This window comes from Roseibium sp. R5 (assembly GCF_055755305.1).
Window position 1 is genome coordinate 3532463 of the sequence record NZ_CM146910.1, and the last position, 17135, is coordinate 3549597.

General features: G+C 57.0%; 17 protein-coding genes. 13 read left to right on the forward strand and 4 right to left on the reverse strand.

Translation table 11 applies throughout. The features are described from left to right. Positions 1 to 21: 21 nt before the first annotated feature. Together AC0J4F_RS16615 and AC0J4F_RS16620 are read left to right on the forward strand one after the other, a co-directional pair. Positions 22 to 879 carry a tetratricopeptide repeat protein gene (locus tag AC0J4F_RS16615; protein ID WP_473026442.1) on the forward strand — a complete coding sequence of 286 codons (858 nt, stop codon included), beginning with the start codon at positions 22 to 24 and terminating at the stop codon, positions 877 to 879. A gap of 151 nt (positions 880 to 1030) precedes the next feature. Beyond that, positions 1031 to 1174, forward strand: a complete 144-nt coding sequence (locus AC0J4F_RS16620; protein ID WP_166672641.1) for a hypothetical protein — start codon at positions 1031 to 1033, stop codon at positions 1172 to 1174. Positions 1175 to 1478: 304 nt separating this feature from the next. Here AC0J4F_RS16620 and xth read toward each other — a convergent pair whose 3' ends face one another. Both xth and AC0J4F_RS16630 read right to left on the reverse strand, forming a co-directional pair. Next, positions 1479 to 2261, reverse strand: coding sequence for an exodeoxyribonuclease III (gene xth / locus AC0J4F_RS16625; RefSeq protein ID WP_473024066.1), 783 nt, complete (start codon positions 2259 to 2261; stop codon positions 1479 to 1481). Between the two features lie 135 nt (positions 2262 to 2396). Continuing rightward, positions 2397 to 2738, reverse strand: a complete 342-nt coding sequence (locus AC0J4F_RS16630) for a HesB/IscA family protein (RefSeq protein WP_428525357.1) — start codon at positions 2736 to 2738, stop codon at positions 2397 to 2399. Positions 2739 to 2867: 129 nt separating this feature from the next. Here AC0J4F_RS16630 and AC0J4F_RS16635 point away from each other — a divergent pair, with 129 nt between their 5' ends. The 3 genes from AC0J4F_RS16635 (at position 2868) to AC0J4F_RS16645 (ending at position 8626) form a co-directional block, all read left to right on the forward strand. After that, complete coding sequence (locus tag AC0J4F_RS16635) at positions 2868 to 4106, forward strand: deoxyguanosinetriphosphate triphosphohydrolase (RefSeq protein ID WP_473024067.1); 1239 nt, start codon at positions 2868 to 2870, stop codon at positions 4104 to 4106. Between the two features lie 98 nt (positions 4107 to 4204). Further along, on the forward strand, positions 4205 to 5974 hold the full coding sequence (gene argS / locus AC0J4F_RS16640; protein ID WP_473024068.1) for an arginine--tRNA ligase: 1770 nt from the start codon (positions 4205 to 4207) through the stop codon (positions 5972 to 5974). 72 nt (positions 5975 to 6046) lie between these two features. After that, entirely contained in the window at positions 6047 to 8626 is a 2580-nt protein-coding gene (locus AC0J4F_RS16645; RefSeq protein ID WP_473024069.1) for an SPOR domain-containing protein, read from the forward strand. 52 nt (positions 8627 to 8678) lie between these two features. Here the strand turns inward: AC0J4F_RS16645 and AC0J4F_RS16650 are convergent, their stop codons facing one another. Further along, positions 8679 to 9572: a LysR family transcriptional regulator gene (locus AC0J4F_RS16650; RefSeq protein ID WP_473024070.1), complete on the reverse strand. Its 894-nt coding sequence runs from the start codon at positions 9570 to 9572 to the stop codon at positions 8679 to 8681. 163 nt (positions 9573 to 9735) lie between these two features. Between AC0J4F_RS16650 and AC0J4F_RS16655 the strand changes: the two genes are divergently transcribed. Beyond that, on the forward strand, positions 9736 to 10638 hold the full coding sequence (locus AC0J4F_RS16655; RefSeq protein ID WP_133947221.1) for a DMT family transporter: 903 nt from the start codon (positions 9736 to 9738) through the stop codon (positions 10636 to 10638). 4 nt (positions 10639 to 10642) lie between these two features. On the opposite strand, the gene AC0J4F_RS16660 is transcribed toward AC0J4F_RS16655, so the two are convergent. Continuing rightward, positions 10643 to 11656, reverse strand: coding sequence for an alpha/beta hydrolase (locus AC0J4F_RS16660; RefSeq protein ID WP_473024071.1), 1014 nt, complete (start codon positions 11654 to 11656; stop codon positions 10643 to 10645). Positions 11657 to 11784: 128 nt separating this feature from the next. Between AC0J4F_RS16660 and nagZ the strand changes: the two genes are divergently transcribed. The 7 genes from nagZ to tatC all read left to right on the forward strand — a co-directional run bounded on the left by nagZ (position 11785) and on the right by tatC (position 17097). Beyond that, positions 11785 to 12804: a beta-N-acetylhexosaminidase gene (gene nagZ, locus AC0J4F_RS16665; protein ID WP_473024072.1), complete on the forward strand. Its 1020-nt coding sequence runs from the start codon at positions 11785 to 11787 to the stop codon at positions 12802 to 12804. Positions 12805 to 12815: 11 nt separating this feature from the next. Continuing rightward, complete coding sequence (locus AC0J4F_RS16670) at positions 12816 to 13655, forward strand: segregation and condensation protein A (RefSeq protein WP_209002205.1); 840 nt, start codon at positions 12816 to 12818, stop codon at positions 13653 to 13655. Further along, positions 13648 to 14358, forward strand: coding sequence for an SMC-Scp complex subunit ScpB (gene scpB, locus AC0J4F_RS16675; RefSeq protein WP_473024073.1), 711 nt, complete (start codon positions 13648 to 13650; stop codon positions 14356 to 14358). Before AC0J4F_RS16670 ends, scpB begins: the two co-directional genes overlap by 8 nt. Beyond that, positions 14358 to 15473: an ABC transporter ATP-binding protein gene (locus AC0J4F_RS16680; RefSeq protein WP_473024074.1), complete on the forward strand. Its 1116-nt coding sequence runs from the start codon at positions 14358 to 14360 to the stop codon at positions 15471 to 15473. Before scpB ends, AC0J4F_RS16680 begins: the two co-directional genes overlap by 1 nt. Positions 15474 to 15617: 144 nt before the next feature. Next, positions 15618 to 15842 (forward strand): twin-arginine translocase TatA/TatE family subunit, encoded by a 225-nt coding sequence (locus tag AC0J4F_RS16685; RefSeq protein ID WP_133947229.1) that lies wholly within the window; start codon positions 15618 to 15620, stop codon positions 15840 to 15842. 41 nt (positions 15843 to 15883) lie between these two features. Next, on the forward strand, positions 15884 to 16300 hold the full coding sequence (tatB, locus tag AC0J4F_RS16690; protein ID WP_133947231.1) for a Sec-independent protein translocase protein TatB: 417 nt from the start codon (positions 15884 to 15886) through the stop codon (positions 16298 to 16300). Then, positions 16297 to 17097, forward strand: coding sequence for a twin-arginine translocase subunit TatC (gene tatC / locus AC0J4F_RS16695; protein WP_473024075.1), 801 nt, complete (start codon positions 16297 to 16299; stop codon positions 17095 to 17097). Before tatB ends, tatC begins: the two co-directional genes overlap by 4 nt. The last annotated feature ends 38 nt before the right edge of the window (positions 17098 to 17135 follow it).

A 17135-nucleotide genomic window follows, 5' to 3' on the forward strand; every position in this document is an offset into this window, starting at 1 on the left:
CGGGAGAATAGTGTGAACGGGATGTACAGCAAGAAGACACATCGTCAGCACTTAAGCGTCAGCGGGGCCGTTGTCGGCGTGCTCGCCTTGATGATGGCAACAGTGCCGTCAGAGGCGTTTGACGGCCAGCCGGCTGCGCCCGGACCGATCAATCCGTCAACCATGTCGCCCAATGAAGCTCTGCGCACTGGTGCCCGCCAGTATTACTCTGGTGATAAAACAGCAGCGATCTCGTCTTTGAAATATGCCGCAGAAAACGGGCAGACCATGGCTGCCTGGAAGCTTGGTGACATGTACGCCAAGGGCGACGGTGTGCAGGAAGATGACTACAAGGCCTTTCAATATTATAGCCAGATTGTCCGGGATCACGGCAATGACAGCCCGGATTCCCCGGATGCACCTTTTGTCTCCAGCGCCTTCGTAGCACTTGGCTCTTATTATCTGAGCGGCATCGATGGCGCCGTCATCAAAGATGAAGGACAAGCCCGCAGGATCTTTACCCACGCGGCATCTTATTACGGGGATGCAGCCGCCCAGTTTCATCTTGGGGAAATGTACCGGGAGACCAACAGCCGGATGGCGGTGCGCTGGTATAATCTTGCTGCGCTCAAAGGCCATGTCGGTGCTCAGGCCAAACTCGGCGAAACACTTTACTCTCTTGGATCTTCAGACAAGAAAAAAGCTCGTGGTTTGATGTGGTTGACTGTTGCCCGTAAACAAGCAACCGGCCAGGACACAACCTGGATCAACAACCTGCATGAGCAGTATTTTGCCGTCGCGCCGGAACCGGTTCGTGCAGAAGCACGGTCCCTGGCTGATACATGGATCGAAAACAACCGTCCGGATATGCTGACGGCTCAGCAGGTTCCAACGCAGTAATTTGCGCAACGCGGCTTTGACCGCGTGAAGCCCTCCCGACACACAGCAACGACGTTGTAAGACAATAACGCACGCTTTCTGCAGGCGGTGCCCAATCGCTGTTAATCAAAGGATCGGTGTATCCGCCAAATCGTCCGGTGACGCCTGTTGAATGGGCGATACCTCCGGAATCTCCAGGGCTTGCGGGCAGGGGGCGTTGCTCATCTTCCAGGACGTATTGTTCAGAACCATCGAACATGTCGCCATTTTGGGGCTGGAGCCGCTGGACAAGCAGATGGAGTCGCCGATGCTGTAGTCCTCACCCTGATAGCGGCACGTGCAAGGCACATTCGGTTTTGCCGTCTCTTGCGCTTGAGCTTCATTTGAAACGTATTGAGAACCGCTCGACAAGAGCGCCACAGTCAACGCGGCAAAGAGGTTTGGGGAGCGCAGCTTGAAACTGCGCCAGGAGAAAAACCCGCTTTTCGCCGGTGCGGGCCAGTGGCCTTGGTCTTTTATCCCATTAATGAAAATATAGCATGCCGGCGAAGGATCGCAAACGGCATAGACCAGCCAGTTTCTTCAATGCAGTGGATATAAAGGCACCGGGGCATCGGCATTCAGGCGGCGAGTTTAACCCACACGGGAACATGGTCGGACGGCTTTTCCCAGCCGCGAACATGTTTGTCGATCCCGCAGCCGAGCATTTTGTCGTTCGCCTGCGGCGACATCAAAATGTGATCAATGCGGATGCCGTTGTTTTTCTGCCAGGCTCCGGCCTGATAGTCCCAAAAGGTGAACGTTTCCGGAGCTTCGGTGCAAGCCCGGATGGCTTCGGTCATGCCAAGATGCGTAAGGGCGTGGAATTTCTGCCGGCTTTCGGGTTGGAACAGAGCATCGTCCGTCCAGTTTTCCGGATTTTTCGCATCGATCGGATCCGGGATGACATTGTAGTCGCCCAGGAGAATGAAGGGCACTTCTTCAGCAAGCCGCTTTTCTGCATGGATCAGCAACCGGTCCATCCAGCCGAGTTTGTAGGGAAATTTTTCGGTCCCAAGCGGGTTGCCGTTGGGCAGGTAGAGGCAACCGAAGCGGACAACGCCGTCTCCGTTGGTCACTGTTGCTTCGATATAGCGTGCCTGTTCGTCGTCGTCGTTTCCTGGAAGCCGCCGTTCAACGTCTTCCAGAGGCGTTTTTGAGAGGATGGCAACGCCGTTGAAGCCTTTTTGCCCATGAGTTTCGACATTATAGCCGAGATCTTCAATCGGCTGGCGCGGAAAGTTTTCGTCGACCGACTTGATCTCCTGCAAACAAGCAACATCGGGCGAGGCTTCTTTCAGCCATTCCTGCACTGTTTCTAACCGTGCCTTGACGCCGTTGATGTTCCAGGTGGCAATTTTCATCACAAGTCTCCGCCGCTCTCTGCGCCGCATCATATGCGAAGGAGATCGTTTGTCGCCCACGTTCTGAACATATGCCCAGCCATTAACATCTGACCGGTTCGGTCTCTGAGCAAACAGCTTTGTTCAGGCAGGCTTTTAGATCGTGAAGCTCGTGCCGCAGCCGCAACCGGCAACTGCATGCGGATTGTTGATCTGGAAGGCCTGACCGATCAGATCGTCCACGAAGTCGATCTCGGATCCGCCCATGTATTGTAAGGAGATGGAATCGATCAGCACCGTCGCGCCGAATTTCTCGATTACCAGATCATCATCTTCTTGTGCGCCGACCACATCGTATTTGTATTGCAGGCCCGAGCATCCGCCGCCCTCCACGCTAACGCGCAGCATGCTGCCGGCAGCCTCTCCCGACAAAATCTTCGCAATGCGCTTGGCAGCGCGATCACTGACTGTTACTCGATTTTCAAGCGTTTCGGTCATCTTCTACTGACTCGCTGTGTCTGCGCCAATGTTAGCGCGACAAAATTGACTTAACCCGATAGTTAAGATCTCGAAGCACAAGCGTCAATAACTGGGCCAGTACCGGTGCGTTATTCAAGGGGACGGGCAGTGAACGACAATTGGAAGAAAATCCAGGCAGACATCGGGTACGGGGCGCAATCCCTTGCAGTTTATGCTCAAAACCCGTTCAAGAGCAGGGGGCGCCACTTTCCGGAGCCTGAAAGCCCGACCCGGACACCTTTCCAGCGCGATCGGGACCGGATCATCCATTCCTCGGCCTTTCGGCGACTCAAGCACAAGACACAGGTCTTTGTGTATCACGAGGGAGATCACTTCCGCACGCGTTTGACGCACACGATTGAGGTCTCCCAGATCGCCCGGTCGCTCGCCCGAGCGCTGCGGCTGGATGAGGATCTCGCAGAGTGTCTTGCACTTGCACATGACCTTGGACACACACCTTTCGGCCATGAGGGCGAGGATGTCATGCATGAATGCATGGCGCCTTTTGGTGGATTTGACCACAACGCCCAGTCCTTGCGTGTCGTAACGCATCTAGAGCACCGCTATGCGGAGTTCGATGGGTTGAACCTTGCGTGGGAAACTCTGGAAGGCCTCGTCAAACACAACGGTCCCTTGGTGGATGAAACAGGTGCGCCGCTGGGTAAGTTCAAGGATGGCGAATTGCCCTTTGCGATCCGGGAGTATCAGAAACAGCAGGATCTGATGCTTGGAACCTGGCCGAGTGCTGAGGCACAAGCTGCTGCGATTGCAGATGATATCGCTTACGACGCGCATGATCTTGACGATGGACTTCGGGCTGGCCTGTTCGCGATCGACGACATGCGGGAAGTTCCGTTTCTGGCAGATATTCTCGCGGAAGTGGACCACAAGTATCCAGGCCTTGAAGAAACGCGGCGGATCCATGAGATCGTCCGCCGCAGCATTACCCGGATGGTGGAAGACGTTATTCAGGAGGGCGTGCGCAATATCAGCGAGTTAGATCCGCAAAGCGTTGAGGATGTGCGTTCGGCTGGAAAGTGTCTGGTCGGGTTTTCGCCAGCCATGACAGCGGCCGAAAAGGAAGTGAAACGGTTCTTGTTCGCACGGGTCTACCGCCATGAGGATGTTTTGTCGGTCCGCCGTCTTGTTGCCCGAGTCGTCAGGGATCTATTTGCTCGTCTTCTTGCCGAGCCGGACCTGATGCCGGCTCCTTGGGACAAGGGCTTGGAGAGCCTTGACGAGACCAGCAGAGCCCGGCGCGTATGTGATTATATCGCTGGCATGACTGATCGTTATGCGATCGAAGAACACCGCAGACTGTTTGACGACACACCGGATTTGGGGTAGGCGCAGGGTCAAAATCGGATCCCCGCCGCGCCAGAGGGCTTCTCGCTGGCGCGTGCGGGGCCGTTGTGTTTGAAGTTTCAACCCTGACCGGTGCCTGAATGAACATCTTTGCCGTGTTCACGCAACGCGTGAAAAAATGCCTCGAAGCGCTTGAGTTAAAAGGACCGGATGGCAATGCGCCAGATCTGTCCCGCGTTGTCGTCGAGGCACCTCGGGATCCTGCTCATGGGGACTTTGCAACCAACGCGGCAATGGTTCTTGCTAAGCCGCTTGGCATGAAACCGCGTGATCTGGCGGAGCGTTTGGTTGCCGAACTCTCAAAAGACCCGGAAATTACCGAAACCACGGTTGCAGGTCCTGGATTTATCAATCTGCGGGTCGACCAGAGTGTCTGGCAGAAGATACTTGGGAGCATTCTTGCGGAAGGCCTTGGTTATGGCGGCACGAAGTCTGCTGATCCTTCCAAGGTGAATGTCGAATATGTCTCCGCGAACCCGACCGGGCCGATGCATGTCGGACATATTCGCGGTGCCGTGGTTGGCGATGCGCTTGCCAATTTGCTGGCCTTTGCCGGCAATGAAGTGGTCAAAGAATACTACATCAACGATGCCGGATCTCAGATCGACACGCTCGCCCGCAGTGCTTTTCTTCGCTACCGCGAGGCACTCGGCGAAGATATCGGCGAGATCCCGGCAGGTCTTTATCCCGGAGATTACCTCATCCCGGTTGGCGTGGCGCTGAAGGACGAATTCGGCAGTGATTTGCGCGATCAGGACGAAGCCGACTGGCTCCCGAAGGTCAAGGAACGTGCGATTGCTGCGATGCTGGATTTGATCCGCTCGGATCTAGCCGCGCTCGGTGTTGAGCACGAGGTCTTTTTCTCCGAACGATCTCTGCATGAACGTAGTGGCAGCAATGGGTCAAAGATTGATCACATGCTCGATGGACTGCGGACCAAAGGACTTGTGTATGAAGGCACGCTCCCGCCGCCCAAGGGCCAGGTCCCGGACGACTGGGAAGACCGCGAACAGACACTTTTCCGAGCAAGCGATTTTGGGGACGATACCGATCGGGCGCTGAAAAAGTCAGATGGGTCCTACACATATTTTGCGGCTGACGTTGCGTATTTCGAGGATAAGTTCCAGCGCGGTTTCAAGGAAGCGATCTACGTTCTTGGTGCGGACCACGGCGGCTACGCCAAACGTTTGCAGGCGGTCGGCAAGGCTGTTTCCGGCGGCGATACCGAAGTCATCGTCCGTTTCTGCCAGCTTGTGAAGCTGATGCGGGACGGGGCGCCGGTGAAGATGTCAAAACGGTCCGGTGATTTCATTACCCTGCGCGAAGTGGTCGATGAAGTTGGATCGGATCCTGTCCGGTTCATGATGTTGTTCCGGAAGAACGATGCGCCACTCGATTTTGACTTCAAAAAGGTTACGGAGCAGTCCAAGGATAATCCGGTCTTTTACGTTCAGTATGGCCATGCGCGCTGCTGTTCTGTCTTGCGGCAGGCCGCAGAAGAACTGTCCGGGCAAGACTTGAGTGATTCTGTACTCGCGAGTGCCGACTATTCCCTGCTTGATGACCTCGGTGAGCTCGAATTAATCGGTAAAATGGCTGAGTGGCCAAAAGTTGTCGAGGCAGCTGCCGACACTCATGAGCCGCATAGAATCGCGTTTTACCTGCATGAACTTGCAAGTTCACTGCACGGTCACTGGAATAGAGGCAAGGAATTGCCTCATTTACGTTTTATTGATTCTAGTAACACGAAATTAACCGTAGCGCGTGTTGCTTTGGTTCGTGCAGTATCCTTGGTACTTTCGTCAGGCTTGGCGATTCTCGGTGTACAAGCTCCTGAGGAAATGCGCTGATATGCCTTGTGAGAAGTGATCAGGGTATATTGATAAAACGTAGCGTAACGAAACCGGTTCTTTAGAGCGCTCATGTCAGACGAATACGACAAAAAGCGGCCAGATACGGCAGAGACCCCGGCACCGTCCGGGGGAAACCGGCCGTCTGGTGAAGATCCGCTGATCGAATTGGCGCGCATTGTCCATAATAACAAGCAATTGGGGGCGCCGGTGAGCAGCGGCCGGGTTGGAAGCACTGATTATTTCGCGGACTTGGATGATTTCGCGAGTGAGCCGAAACCCGCTGTGGATCCCAATCCACCGCGCCAGGAACCCGTATTCGGCGCCGGGCAATCACCAGAAATTCCGCGCTCCGACGCCCCACTTTCCAGCGAGCCGCCGCGCTTCAATGCTCCGCAGCAGGCCCCCGACCCCGGTTCTATTGTCACTCCGGGTGTGGTGCAGTCTCCAGAAAGTTATGCGGCTGGCTATCAAGCCCAGTCCGAGCCAAGAAATGATGTGCCTGGCTGGCCACAGGTGCCGCAGCTGGACACGATTGAAGCCACAGCTGCAAGCGCGATGAACCGACCGGCACCATCTGCGCCTACACCGTCAGTCTCAGAGCCAGCGCAACCAGCCTTCCAACCATCGTCTCCGCCTCAACCGCGCGGACCTGCTGTCGATTTTGGACGTGATTTTGGAACAGGCTTGGCAGCCTCGGTTGCGAATGATCTTGAACAGAATCTGACCGCTGAACTTGAAGATGAGCTGAAGGGCGCCCTCCGTCAGACCATCGATCCGCCTGAAGACCAGGCATTCGATCAACGCACTGCGCCCGCACCAGTTTCGCCGGAACCGCAGGCAACACCGCAAACCCAGCAACCGACTGCGGACTCGAGCTACTATTCTGGTGGGTATCAAGCGCACACGGCAAGTTACATTCAAACTCCGGCTCCGGCGCGCTCCGAAAACTATCCGGACCCAGCAACTCCGGAGGATACCGTAAGCCGTGGCGGCGGCCCGCGTTCGGCATTCGGTTCGGAAACTCCACCATCTACGCAGGTTTTTGATCGTCCGGCGCAGGAAATTCAGCCTGAAGTGTCTTCGCCGTCCGCTCTGGCATCGCAACGACCGGCAATCAACGAAGATGATCTGTTTGCTGCGCTAACCACGCCACAGGGTGAGGCTTCTGAAAGTGCGCCTCAGACCTCCGAGGACAGTCAGAAATCAATCGCCGGGATCGATACGCTTCTGGCAGATCTTGATTTTCCGGAGCGGGACGACCGGGCTCGTCAACAAAGCGCGGCAGAGAATTCATCTGAGCCTGCCGCGGCACAGGCTTCGGCAGAAACGAAGGCCACTGCGGCAGCTTATTCTGCCGAGGCTCCGGGTCGGCAAACAGCTGATGATATCGACGATATGGTCTGGCCGGCAGCGGCAGACGCTGTTCGCGACCTTGGCGATGATGACACACCGCCGCCGCCAGAAGGTTATGATCTCGATGCCGTCGCACGGGCGATGCAGGAGAGTGACCCAACCTTGAAGGGCAGTGGGGTTTTGCCGCCGCACTCGCGCGCAGAGCAAGCTGCGGTTCCACACGCAGAAGAACGTTCGCGTCGTGGCATCTTTGTTGCTGCTGGTGTCTTGGGCGTTGCTGCACTTGGCGCTGTTGGGTTCTTCTTCCTGGATACCGACACAATCGCAGTCCCGGATGGCCCGCCGCCTGTGATTAGCGGCCTGCAAGAGCCACTCAAAATTTTCCCGGAAGAGCAGGATCCGTCTGCCGGCAACAATCAGTCTGCCAAGCTGATTTACGATCGCGTTGATGGCCGCAACGAAAATGCGCCGACACAGCTCGCGCGTCCGGAAACACCTGAACCTGCCTCTTTGCCGCCAGCACCTGCCGGTGTTCAATCCGGTGCGGAACTCGTTCCAGGGGCAACCAAGCGGGTCCGGACAGTTGTAGTTCGTCCGGACGGAACCATAGTGTCGGGCGAGGATGCGGCCCCAGCAGCGACTGGCACCGCGCAACCGGCAGCCCCTGCGCCGGCTGAGCCCCGTGTTGTTGCAACTCAGCCGATTACGGCAACACCTTCGCCGGAACCGGCAGCGGCTCCGACACCGGCTGAACCGGCTGCCGGAACGCCTCAACCCGCTACACCGGCACCGACAACGCCTGCAATCGTTGCTGCAGCAGAACCTGCTGCGCCGGTTGAAGAGCCTGCCGGACCTGTTCTGACCGTCCTGCCGCGTAAGAAACCCGCTGCCCCTGTGCAAGTTGCGCAGGCACCCGCAGCTGCAACAAACACTGCGCCGGCAACGCAAAACAATGGTCCACTGAACTTGTCTCAACCGGCGTCGGCTCCGGCGTCCGCTACGGCTACAGCACCGGCCGCAGCGGCTGCTGGCACCGGTTCTATACCGGCCGGAACGTATATCGTTCAGGTGACGTCTCAGCGCTCAGCTTCGGCTGCGAGCGATGCCTATTCGTCGCTACAACGTCGCTACCCGTCGATTATCGGCAACGTGAACGCCGTGATTGTGGCGGCGGACCTCGGCGATCGGGGGGTCTTTTACCGGGCCCGGATCCCGACGGGTTCGCGTGACGAAGCCATCCGGTTGTGTGAACAACTGCAAGGCGCTGGCGGCGACTGCTTCGTCCGCAGGCAATAGACCAGGGCGCACCAATACAACAAGTAAGATGGCCGGGTTTTCCGGCCATTTTTTATTCGGCTGCTGTCATCTTGACTTGGCTCTGCAAACCGAGAAGGTGCGGGGTCATGTGCCGGTAAACATCCGAAATAGCCTCAATCGCCAGACGGACGGCAGGTTCGCGCCGGACATCGCGGTGAACGATGATATGCTCCGGATTGGTGAGTTCCGCCAGGGGTTCCATGGCCCGTACGAGGTCTGGATGCCGGTCACCCATGAAGACCGGAAGCAATCCAAGGCCGGATCCGCTTGCGATCATGTTCATCATAGTGGTCATGGTGTTGGTCCGCAGCCTGGGAGGCGCGGGCAGGCGTTCTGCGAGCCAGCGATTATGCGCCGGATACCAAAGGTCGTCCGGCGTAAATCCAAGCCAACTGCACGCTGAGTACCGCGCTTCTTCAAAAACAGATGGGTGGGCCGCCGCGTAGGATTTGCTCGCATAAACGCTGTAAGCGAGATCGCCGATTTTCCGGGCAATCAGCGTATCGGTCTCGGGTAGGCAGTTTCTGATCTGCAATTCGATGCAGCGGCTTTGATGATCGACATGGCTGTGGCTGGAGATCAGCTCAAGCTCAATGTCTTTGAGCCGTTCATCCAGAAGAGGATACATGTCTGTCAGGACACGGGCGCGCACCTCATCGACGGCAACGCGAACGACCCTGAGCGAAGCACCTGCCAGATCTGGCATGATGCGCGCCGCTGCATCCGCACGTTGACGCATATCTGCGGCAAGTGGAATGAGCCTTTGCCCCGCTTCTGTGGGTTTGAGACCAGAGGGTGTTCTGTCAAACAGCCGCGCTCCGACGCGGTCCTCGAATGCTTTCAAGCGCCTGCTGAGCTGCGGTTGACTGATATCCAATGCCTTGGCTGCGCCGGATAAAGACCGCGCGCGAGCCGCAGCGTCCACGAGTTTTAGATCATCCCAATTCATGAACGTAGTATACGTATTCGCTTGAGTAAGGGCAATGGTATGCGTATTCGCATGGGGTGCATGAGGAACTGGCATCTGTTTCGACAAACCTTTGAGTGCTAGTTCCCAATCATCACATTCAAGATCTGGAGCCTTCGCCGTGACACGATCTGCCGCCATCGGCCAGCGCGAAAACATCCCCGCGGCACTGTTTCTGGCGCTCCTGGGGATGTCAGCTTTCACGCCGATTTTTGCGGCCGGGAAACTGGCAGGCGGTGTGTTGCCAATCGTTGCACTCGTCTGGCTTCGGTTTGCCGGTGGGGCCGCAACCATCTTGTGTGTTGCCAGCGTGAAAAAAGTACCGCTCCACAAGCAGTTAAGTCCCTTATGGAAACTTCACTTGATGCGTGCGGTGTGCGGTGTGGGAGGCTTGGCCTGTGCGGTCTATGCAGCGTCCGTGATGCCGCTTGCCGATGCGACCGCGATTGGATTGACGAAAGGCATCTTTGCGATTGCCCTGGCCGGGTTGATCCTGAAGGAGCTGGTGACCGGCAAGCATTGGATCGCCGGAGCGATGAGTTTGCTCGGCGCCTATCTCGTCGTTCAATCGGCCGAGAGTGTGGCCCAGAATTCGGAGATGGCGCTCGTTGGGGCCATTGCGGCGATTGCAAGTGCGCTCTTCATGGCTGCGGAAAGCTTGATCATGCGCTACATCGCCCAGCGCGAAGATACAGTTACGATCCTTGCCTATGTGAATGTGTTTGCAGCGTTGTTTTTGGCCGTGCCAGTGATTTGGCTGATTGCCAAAGACGGAATTGCGATGAGCGATCTGCTTGCGTTCGCCTGGCTTGGTCCCCTCGCAATTGTCGGCCAGTCTTTCAACATTTCGGCCTACCGACGTGCTGGCGCTGCAACACTTGCCCCTGCTTTTTACGCCACCGTGGTTCTCTCGGCGCTGTTTGGTTATGCCGTTTGGGGCGAAGTGCCGGGACCTGAAGCCCTTGTTGGTGCGCTGCTGATCCTGGCCGGGGGCGCAGTCTTAACCCTGCGCCTGGGCCGGTAAGTCCCTACTTCAAAAGCGCATTTGCAAGGAACGGAAGGCTTTCGTCCATCCGGTAGTCAATCGATGAGTGGGTGTCGTTGAACTCCTCGTAGACGTGACCAACACCGGCGGCCTCAAGCTTCCGTTTCAAACGGCGCGCCCCATAGACCAGATTGTATTGGTCGATGTACCCGCAATCGATCCAGAGCCCCTTCATGGATTTCAAGGCATCGGTATGCGCTTCGACCATTTGCACAGGATCCCAGGACAGCCAGGCATTCCAGCGGTCTTCGATGATTTCGCAGGTCTCAAGGTCAACCGGTAAGCGAATCCCGCAAAAGGTGTCCGGCGACGGATCTGGATCGTAGGTCGCTGCCATTGCGAAGGTCATCAGATCGTGCAACGCGCCGCCGGGATACTTCGGTCCGGCTTCAAACCAGCGCACAAAGGCCTCAATTGACCCATGTTTCTGGATTGCCCGCAGCGCACTTGGCATTTCCGGCAAGTAACAGAGTTCAAACGCCATATCTCCGGAGTGACAAGCCGCTGCGGACCAGACGTCAGCGTGTTTCATGGCGTGAACAATGGCGCCATAACCGCCGGATGACTTGCCGAACAATCCGCGTTTGCCGTCTCCGCCACAGCCGAATTGGCCTTCGACAGCTTGGAGCATGTCCGTGGTGAGCCACGTTGCCCAAGGCCCCATCGCGGTGCTGTCGATATACTGGTTGCCGCCAAGGCGGGTGAAACAGTCCGGGAAAGCGACGACAACCGGCGGCAGTGCGCCATCATGGATCAGCCGGTCCAAACGCTCCGGAACGTTTTCACCAAAATTCTTCCAGTTCGCATGCGCCGGGCCGCCGGACGTATAGCCAACGATATCCACCAGAAGCGGCAGCCCAGTGCCGTCGTGTCCATTTGGGACATAAACGACCACTTCGCGCGTTGCCGGGTCGCCAAGCCGGTTTTGGGTCAAGATTTCAGATGTGACGGAAATCCGGTGCAAAGTGCCTGCCGGAATGTCATGGCGCGCGCGCATGGAAAGCAACTCCATTTGAAAAAGGATTCGTAGATTTAGATCGCAAGTTCGCATCCGGAGCGCAAGTGCGCTTGCCGGGGAACCGGACCTTTCTTGACGGGCAGGGGTGGTGCCGGTAAGCGATGATCATGATCAAAGCCTTTATTTCCGGCTGCGCCGGCACAAGTCTCACCGCTGCTGAACAAGCGTTTTTTAAAGAGCATAATCCCTGGGGACTGATCCTGTTTGCCCGGAATGTCGACAGTCCGGATCAGGTTCGCGAATTGACCCTGACATTTCGGGATGCCGTCGGCCGGGCAGATGCGCCGGTGCTTGTCGATCAGGAAGGTGGCCGGGTGCAACGGCTACGGCCGCCGCATTGGCGCAAATATCCAGCACCCAAGCTTTTCGGAGATCTCTACAAGACGGATGAGGCCGCTGGAAAACGGGCGGCGTTTCTGGGTGCGCAACTGATTGCTGCAGATCTCTCCGAGGTCGGAATTACCGTCGACTGTTTGCCGTGCCTTGATGTCCGGTTTCCGGACACCGTCGACGCGATCGGAGATCGCGCGCTTTCAGATGATCCGGAGACTGTTGCGATCCTTGGGCGCGAGATGATCAACGGCGCGATCGCCGGGGGTGTTCTACCTGTCATCAAGCATATTCCGGGGCATGGCCGCGCCAAGGTGGACAGTCATCTTGAACTGCCACGGGTCACGGATGACAAAAACGCATTGGAAGCTGTGGATTTCCTGCCATTCAAGGCGCTTGCAGATATCTCCCTGGGTATGACCGCGCACTTGCTTTATGAGAGCATAGACCCAGAAAATCCGGGAACGCAGAGCAGTTTGGTCATTAATGGGATTATCCGCGATGAAATCGGATTCGACGGCTGTCTGATGAGTGACGACATCTCCATGAAGGCGCTTGGCGGTGATGTGTCGAGCAGGTCCAAAAAAATCTGGGATGCCGGATGCGATGTCGTGCTCCACTGCAATGGCGATATGACGGAAATGCAGGCCGTTGCGGATGCCGCGCCGGTCCTAGCAGGACGTTCGCTGGAGCGCTGCAACACGGCTTTGGCTGGATACAAAGTGTTGGAACCAGGCTTTGATGCAGACAAGGCCTGGGCAGAATTTCAATCCCTGACAGGCTGGGCGGGAGTGTAACGGGACACAAAATGGCGGAGCAGGACACACAACCCGCATCCGCGCCAGACAAGTCATTTGACCTTCTGAGCGCGGTGCACACAAGCGAGGAACGGGCGACGTCCGATCCGCAGCTGGTTGTGGACGTCGACGGTTTTGAGGGGCCGCTAGATCTGCTTCTCGGTCTTGCGCGCACGCAAAAGGTGGATCTCGCAAAAATCTCGATCCTGGCCTTGGTTGAGCAGTATCTGGAGTTTGTGACCGAAGCCCGGCGGATGCGTCTTGAGCTCGCCGCGGACTATCTGGTGATGGCCGCCTGGCTGGCCTATTTGAAATCCCGTCTTTTGCTTCCCGAACAAAAAGACGAGGACGAGCCCACAGGTGAGGAATTGGCCGCAGCGCTTGCCTTTCGTTTGCGCCGACTTGAGGCCATGCGGGAGGTTTCTGAAAAACTGCTGGCCCGCAGCCGGGCAGGGCGCGATGTGTTTTTCCGGGGTGAACCTGAGACCATGTCCGTCGTCCACAAAAGCATCTGGGATGCCTCTGTCTACGACCTTTTGTCGGCCTATGCCACGCAGCGCCAGCGCCAATCAGTTACATCTGTCCGGGTTTTACGCAGAACAGTCTGGTCACTCCAGGAGGCGCGGGAGCTGCTGACCAAGCTTGTCGGCCGGGTCAGTGAATGGACTCCTTTGAATGCGTATCTTCGTGACTACCTTTATGACAACAAGGATTGGGCGACGGTCGTGGCAAGCAGCTTTTCCGCCAGCCTTGAAATGGTTAGAGAAGGACAGGTCGAAATCCGCCAGGGAGAGCCGTTTTCACCGGTCTACATTCGCGCCCTAGAACAGGAACCGGACCAAGATGTCTGAGCTGGAACAGCTTCACTTGGAGGGCGGTCCTGAATTGGGCGCGGCACCCCAAAAAGCCTCTGATGATCTTAGCGGCCTCCGGATGGTCGAAGCACTTCTTTTTGCCTCGTCCGAACCATTGTCGCTTGAAGAGCTGACACTCCGTTTGCCGGAGGGAACCGATGTGCTCGGGCTGCTGGAAGCGCTGCAGGAAATGTATGCGCCACGCGGTGTCAATGTGGTGCGGCTTGCGGGCAAGTGGTGTTTCCGGACAGCCGAAGATCTCAGCTATTTGATGCACCGGAACGTTGAAGAACAACGCAAACTGTCGCGCGCAGCGCTTGAGACCCTGGCCATCATCGCGTATCACCAACCGGTAACACGGGCCGAAATTGAAGAAATCCGGGGCGTATCGACATCAAAAGGAACGCTGGATGTCCTTTTGGAAACAACCTGGATCCGGATGCGTGGCCGCAGGCGAACCCCGGGACGTCCGGTCACTTACGGAACAACCGAGCAGTTTCTGATCCATTTCGGTCTGGAAAACGTCAAGGATCTGCCAGGTCTAGAAGAGTTGAAAGGGGCAGGGTTGCTTGATAGCGCGATCCCTGCGTCGTTCCTGGTGCCAACGCCAAGTGACGATGCTGCCTTGACCGAAGACGAAGATCCTTTAGAGGACGGCACATTGTTCGATGAAGAAACGGATGAGACTGCCGGTAGCTGATGTTCAAATCCAACGAATCCAATTGGAATGGCGGTCCGAAAACGTGGGGTGCGCGCGGGTCAGCCAGCGCCACGATAGCCGCAGGCCTGGTCTTCGAGAATATTTCTCATGACTATGGGGGCGTGCCGTCTGTCCGGAACCTGAGCCTCTCGATTGCTCCAGGGGAGATCTTGTGCCTGCTCGGCCATTCCGGCTGTGGCAAGACGACGTTGATGCGCATTGCGGCCGGGATTGAACGGCAAAGCACGGGCCGGGTCCTGATCAACGGCAAGGAAATCGCCGGACCTCAGACATTTGTCCCGCCCGAACGGCGCGGTATCGGTCTGATGTTTCAGGACTATGCCCTGTTTCCGCATATGACGATCCTGGACAATGTGGTGTTCGGCATCAAGAAGCTGGGCAAAGAAGCCGCAAGTGCGGCCGCTTTGACGGCCTTGCGCCGGGTGGGCCTTGCCGATTACGCCGAAGACTACCCGCATGCCTTGTCGGGCGGTGAGCAGCAGCGTGTTGCGCTTGCCCGGGCCCTGGTGCCGCGTCCCGGCATTCTTTTGATGGATGAACCGTTTTCAGGTCTCGACAAACGCCTGCGCGACAGCGTGCGTGATGAAACGCTTGCGGTGATCCGCGAGACACGCGCCACCTGCATCATCGTGACCCACGACCCGGAAGAGGCCATGCGCATGGGGGACCAGATCGCGTTGATGCGGCGCGGGGAACTCGTTCAGCACGGGACCGCGGCCGAGCTCTACAATAACCCTGCCGACTTGTTCGCCGCCCGGTTCTTTTCCGAACTCAATCAAATCGAAGGCAAGGTGACATCTTCCGGTGTTGAGACGCCGCTCGGTATTGTTGCCTCGACCGGGATGAACCAGGGATCTGCTGATGTCTGTATTCGACCGCAGGGTATTCTTCTCGGCAAGGCCGGTTTGTGCGGCGTGAGGGGGCGAATCCAGTCCAAACGATTCGTCGGAGAAGTCGATTTGCTGACAATTATCGTTGAAGGTCTCGATCAACCTTTGCAGGCGCGCGTGCGGGCCGGGTGCGAATGGGAGCAGGGCATGGACGTTGGCGTGACCACTGATCCCAAGGATGTCCTTGTCTTTCCGCGGTCGTGACCCCAAATCAGGTAAGAATAATTCTCCGGCTTATCCTTCTGTCTAGGAGTACAGAAACAATCCGGCATGTATTGTTGCAGGCAAGGAGCCAGTTTTGTACAAGGGCTCCAAGGGCGAGGAAGCCGGTTATCAGGAGTTTGGCGTATGGGTATTAGTATCTGGCAGATTTTGATCATCGCAGTCGTGGTGGTTTTGCTGTTCGGACGTGGCAAGATTTCCGAGTTGATGGGCGATGTCGCCAAGGGAATCAAAAGCTTCAAAAAGGGAATGGCTGAAGACGATACCGCCGATGCTCCCAAGACGATCGATCATGAGAGCGGTGAGACCGTGAAGTCCACCAAGGCGGAAGATCAGACCAAAGCGAGCTGATCTTTATCTGCGTCGCGTCTCCTTAAGGGGCGAAAGTACCTATGTTCGATATTGGTTGGACGGAGCTCTTGGTGATCGCCTGTATCGCGATCATCGTCGTAGGGCCGAAAGACTTGCCGCGTATGTTGCGTACCCTTGGCCAGACAATGGGCAAGATGCGCCGGATGTCGCGTGAATTTCAGTCGACGTTCAATGAAGCCCTGCGCGAAGCAGAGCAGCAGGCCGATATCGCCGACATGAAGAAACAGGTCGAGGAAGCCGCAAACTTCAATCCGCTTGGCGACTTGAAAAAGTCGATCGAAGAGGATGCGGCCAAGAAGACCCCTCCGGCAAAACCAGCGGCAAAAGCGGACACAGACCCGAAGCCTGAGAGCAAACCGGCTGAAACGCCGGCAGCCTCGGCGGCGAAACCCGCTGCGCCGGAGGAAGCGCCGGTGACGGAAGAAGCCAAGGCATGAGCCAGGAAGATATCGACGCCTCAAAGGCGCCCTTGATCGAGCATTTGATCGAACTGCGCCAGCGGTTGATGTGGTCCATCGCGGCCATCTTGGCGATGTTCGTGATCTGCTTCTATTTCGCCACCGACATCTACAACATCCTGACTGTGCCGTACCTGCGTGCCGCGCCGGAGCCGGAGCACGTGAAGATGATCTTCACGGCCCCGCAGGAGTGGTTCTTCACGCAGCTGAAACTTGCGCTTTTCGGCGCCTTGTTTCTGGCGTTCCCGGTGATTGCCAGCCAGGTGTACATGTTTGTGGCACCGGGCCTTTACAAACATGAGCGTGGCGCGTTTCTGCCGTTCCTGGTTGCTACACCCATCCTGTTCCTGATCGGGGCATGTCTGGTTTATTTCCTCGTCATGCCGATGGCGATGGGCTTCTTCCTGTCGATGGAGCAAACCGGCGGGTCGGGCCAAGTGGCGATCGAACACCTTGCAAAGGTGAGCGAATATCTCGGTCTGATCATGATCCTGATTTTCGCTTTCGGTCTCGTGTTCCAGTTGCCGGTGATCCTGACGCTTTTGGGCCGCGCAGGCATGGTGACGGCTGAAGGTCTCAAGCAAAAACGCAAATACGCGATCGTTGGCGCCTTTGCAGCTGCAGCTATTTTGACACCACCGGACCCGATCTCGCAGATCGGTCTTGCACTGCCAACGTTGCTTCTCTACGAAGTCTCCATTCTGTCCGTCCGGATGGTGGAGAAAAAGCGCGCGGAACGTGAGGCCGAGCGTGAAGCTGAGGATGCTGCGGCATAAACCTAAAGCTTAGTCTTCCTCCCGCGGCGGCCAGTCCT

Excerpts from the sequence above, each read along its gene's own strand:
- AC0J4F_RS16615 (WP_473026442.1), top strand. The coding sequence starts at position 22 with ATGTACAGCAAGAAGACACATCGTCAGCACTTAAGCGTCAGCGGGGCC.
- tatC (WP_473024075.1), top strand. The coding sequence starts at position 16,297 with ATGAGCCAGGAAGATATCGACGCCTCAAAGGCGCCCTTGATCGAGCAT.
- AC0J4F_RS16630 (WP_428525357.1), bottom strand. The coding sequence starts at position 2,738 with ATGACCGAAACGCTTGAAAATCGAGTAACAGTCAGTGATCGCGCTGCC.
- argS (WP_473024068.1), top strand. The coding sequence starts at position 4,205 with ATGAACATCTTTGCCGTGTTCACGCAACGCGTGAAAAAATGCCTCGAA.
- AC0J4F_RS16660 (WP_473024071.1), bottom strand. The coding sequence starts at position 11,656 with ATGCGCGCGCGCCATGACATTCCGGCAGGCACTTTGCACCGGATTTCC.
- xth (WP_473024066.1), bottom strand. The coding sequence starts at position 2,261 with ATGAAAATTGCCACCTGGAACATCAACGGCGTCAAGGCACGGTTAGAA.
- AC0J4F_RS16645 (WP_473024069.1), top strand. The coding sequence starts at position 6,047 with ATGTCAGACGAATACGACAAAAAGCGGCCAGATACGGCAGAGACCCCG.
- AC0J4F_RS16680 (WP_473024074.1), top strand. The coding sequence starts at position 14,358 with ATGTTCAAATCCAACGAATCCAATTGGAATGGCGGTCCGAAAACGTGG.
- AC0J4F_RS16620 (WP_166672641.1), top strand. The coding sequence starts at position 1,031 with ATGGGCGATACCTCCGGAATCTCCAGGGCTTGCGGGCAGGGGGCGTTG.
- AC0J4F_RS16685 (WP_133947229.1), top strand. The coding sequence starts at position 15,618 with ATGGGTATTAGTATCTGGCAGATTTTGATCATCGCAGTCGTGGTGGTT.
- scpB (WP_473024073.1), top strand. The coding sequence starts at position 13,648 with ATGTCTGAGCTGGAACAGCTTCACTTGGAGGGCGGTCCTGAATTGGGC.
- tatB (WP_133947231.1), top strand. The coding sequence starts at position 15,884 with ATGTTCGATATTGGTTGGACGGAGCTCTTGGTGATCGCCTGTATCGCG.
- AC0J4F_RS16670 (WP_209002205.1), top strand. The coding sequence starts at position 12,816 with ATGGCGGAGCAGGACACACAACCCGCATCCGCGCCAGACAAGTCATTT.
- nagZ (WP_473024072.1), top strand. The coding sequence starts at position 11,785 with ATGATCAAAGCCTTTATTTCCGGCTGCGCCGGCACAAGTCTCACCGCT.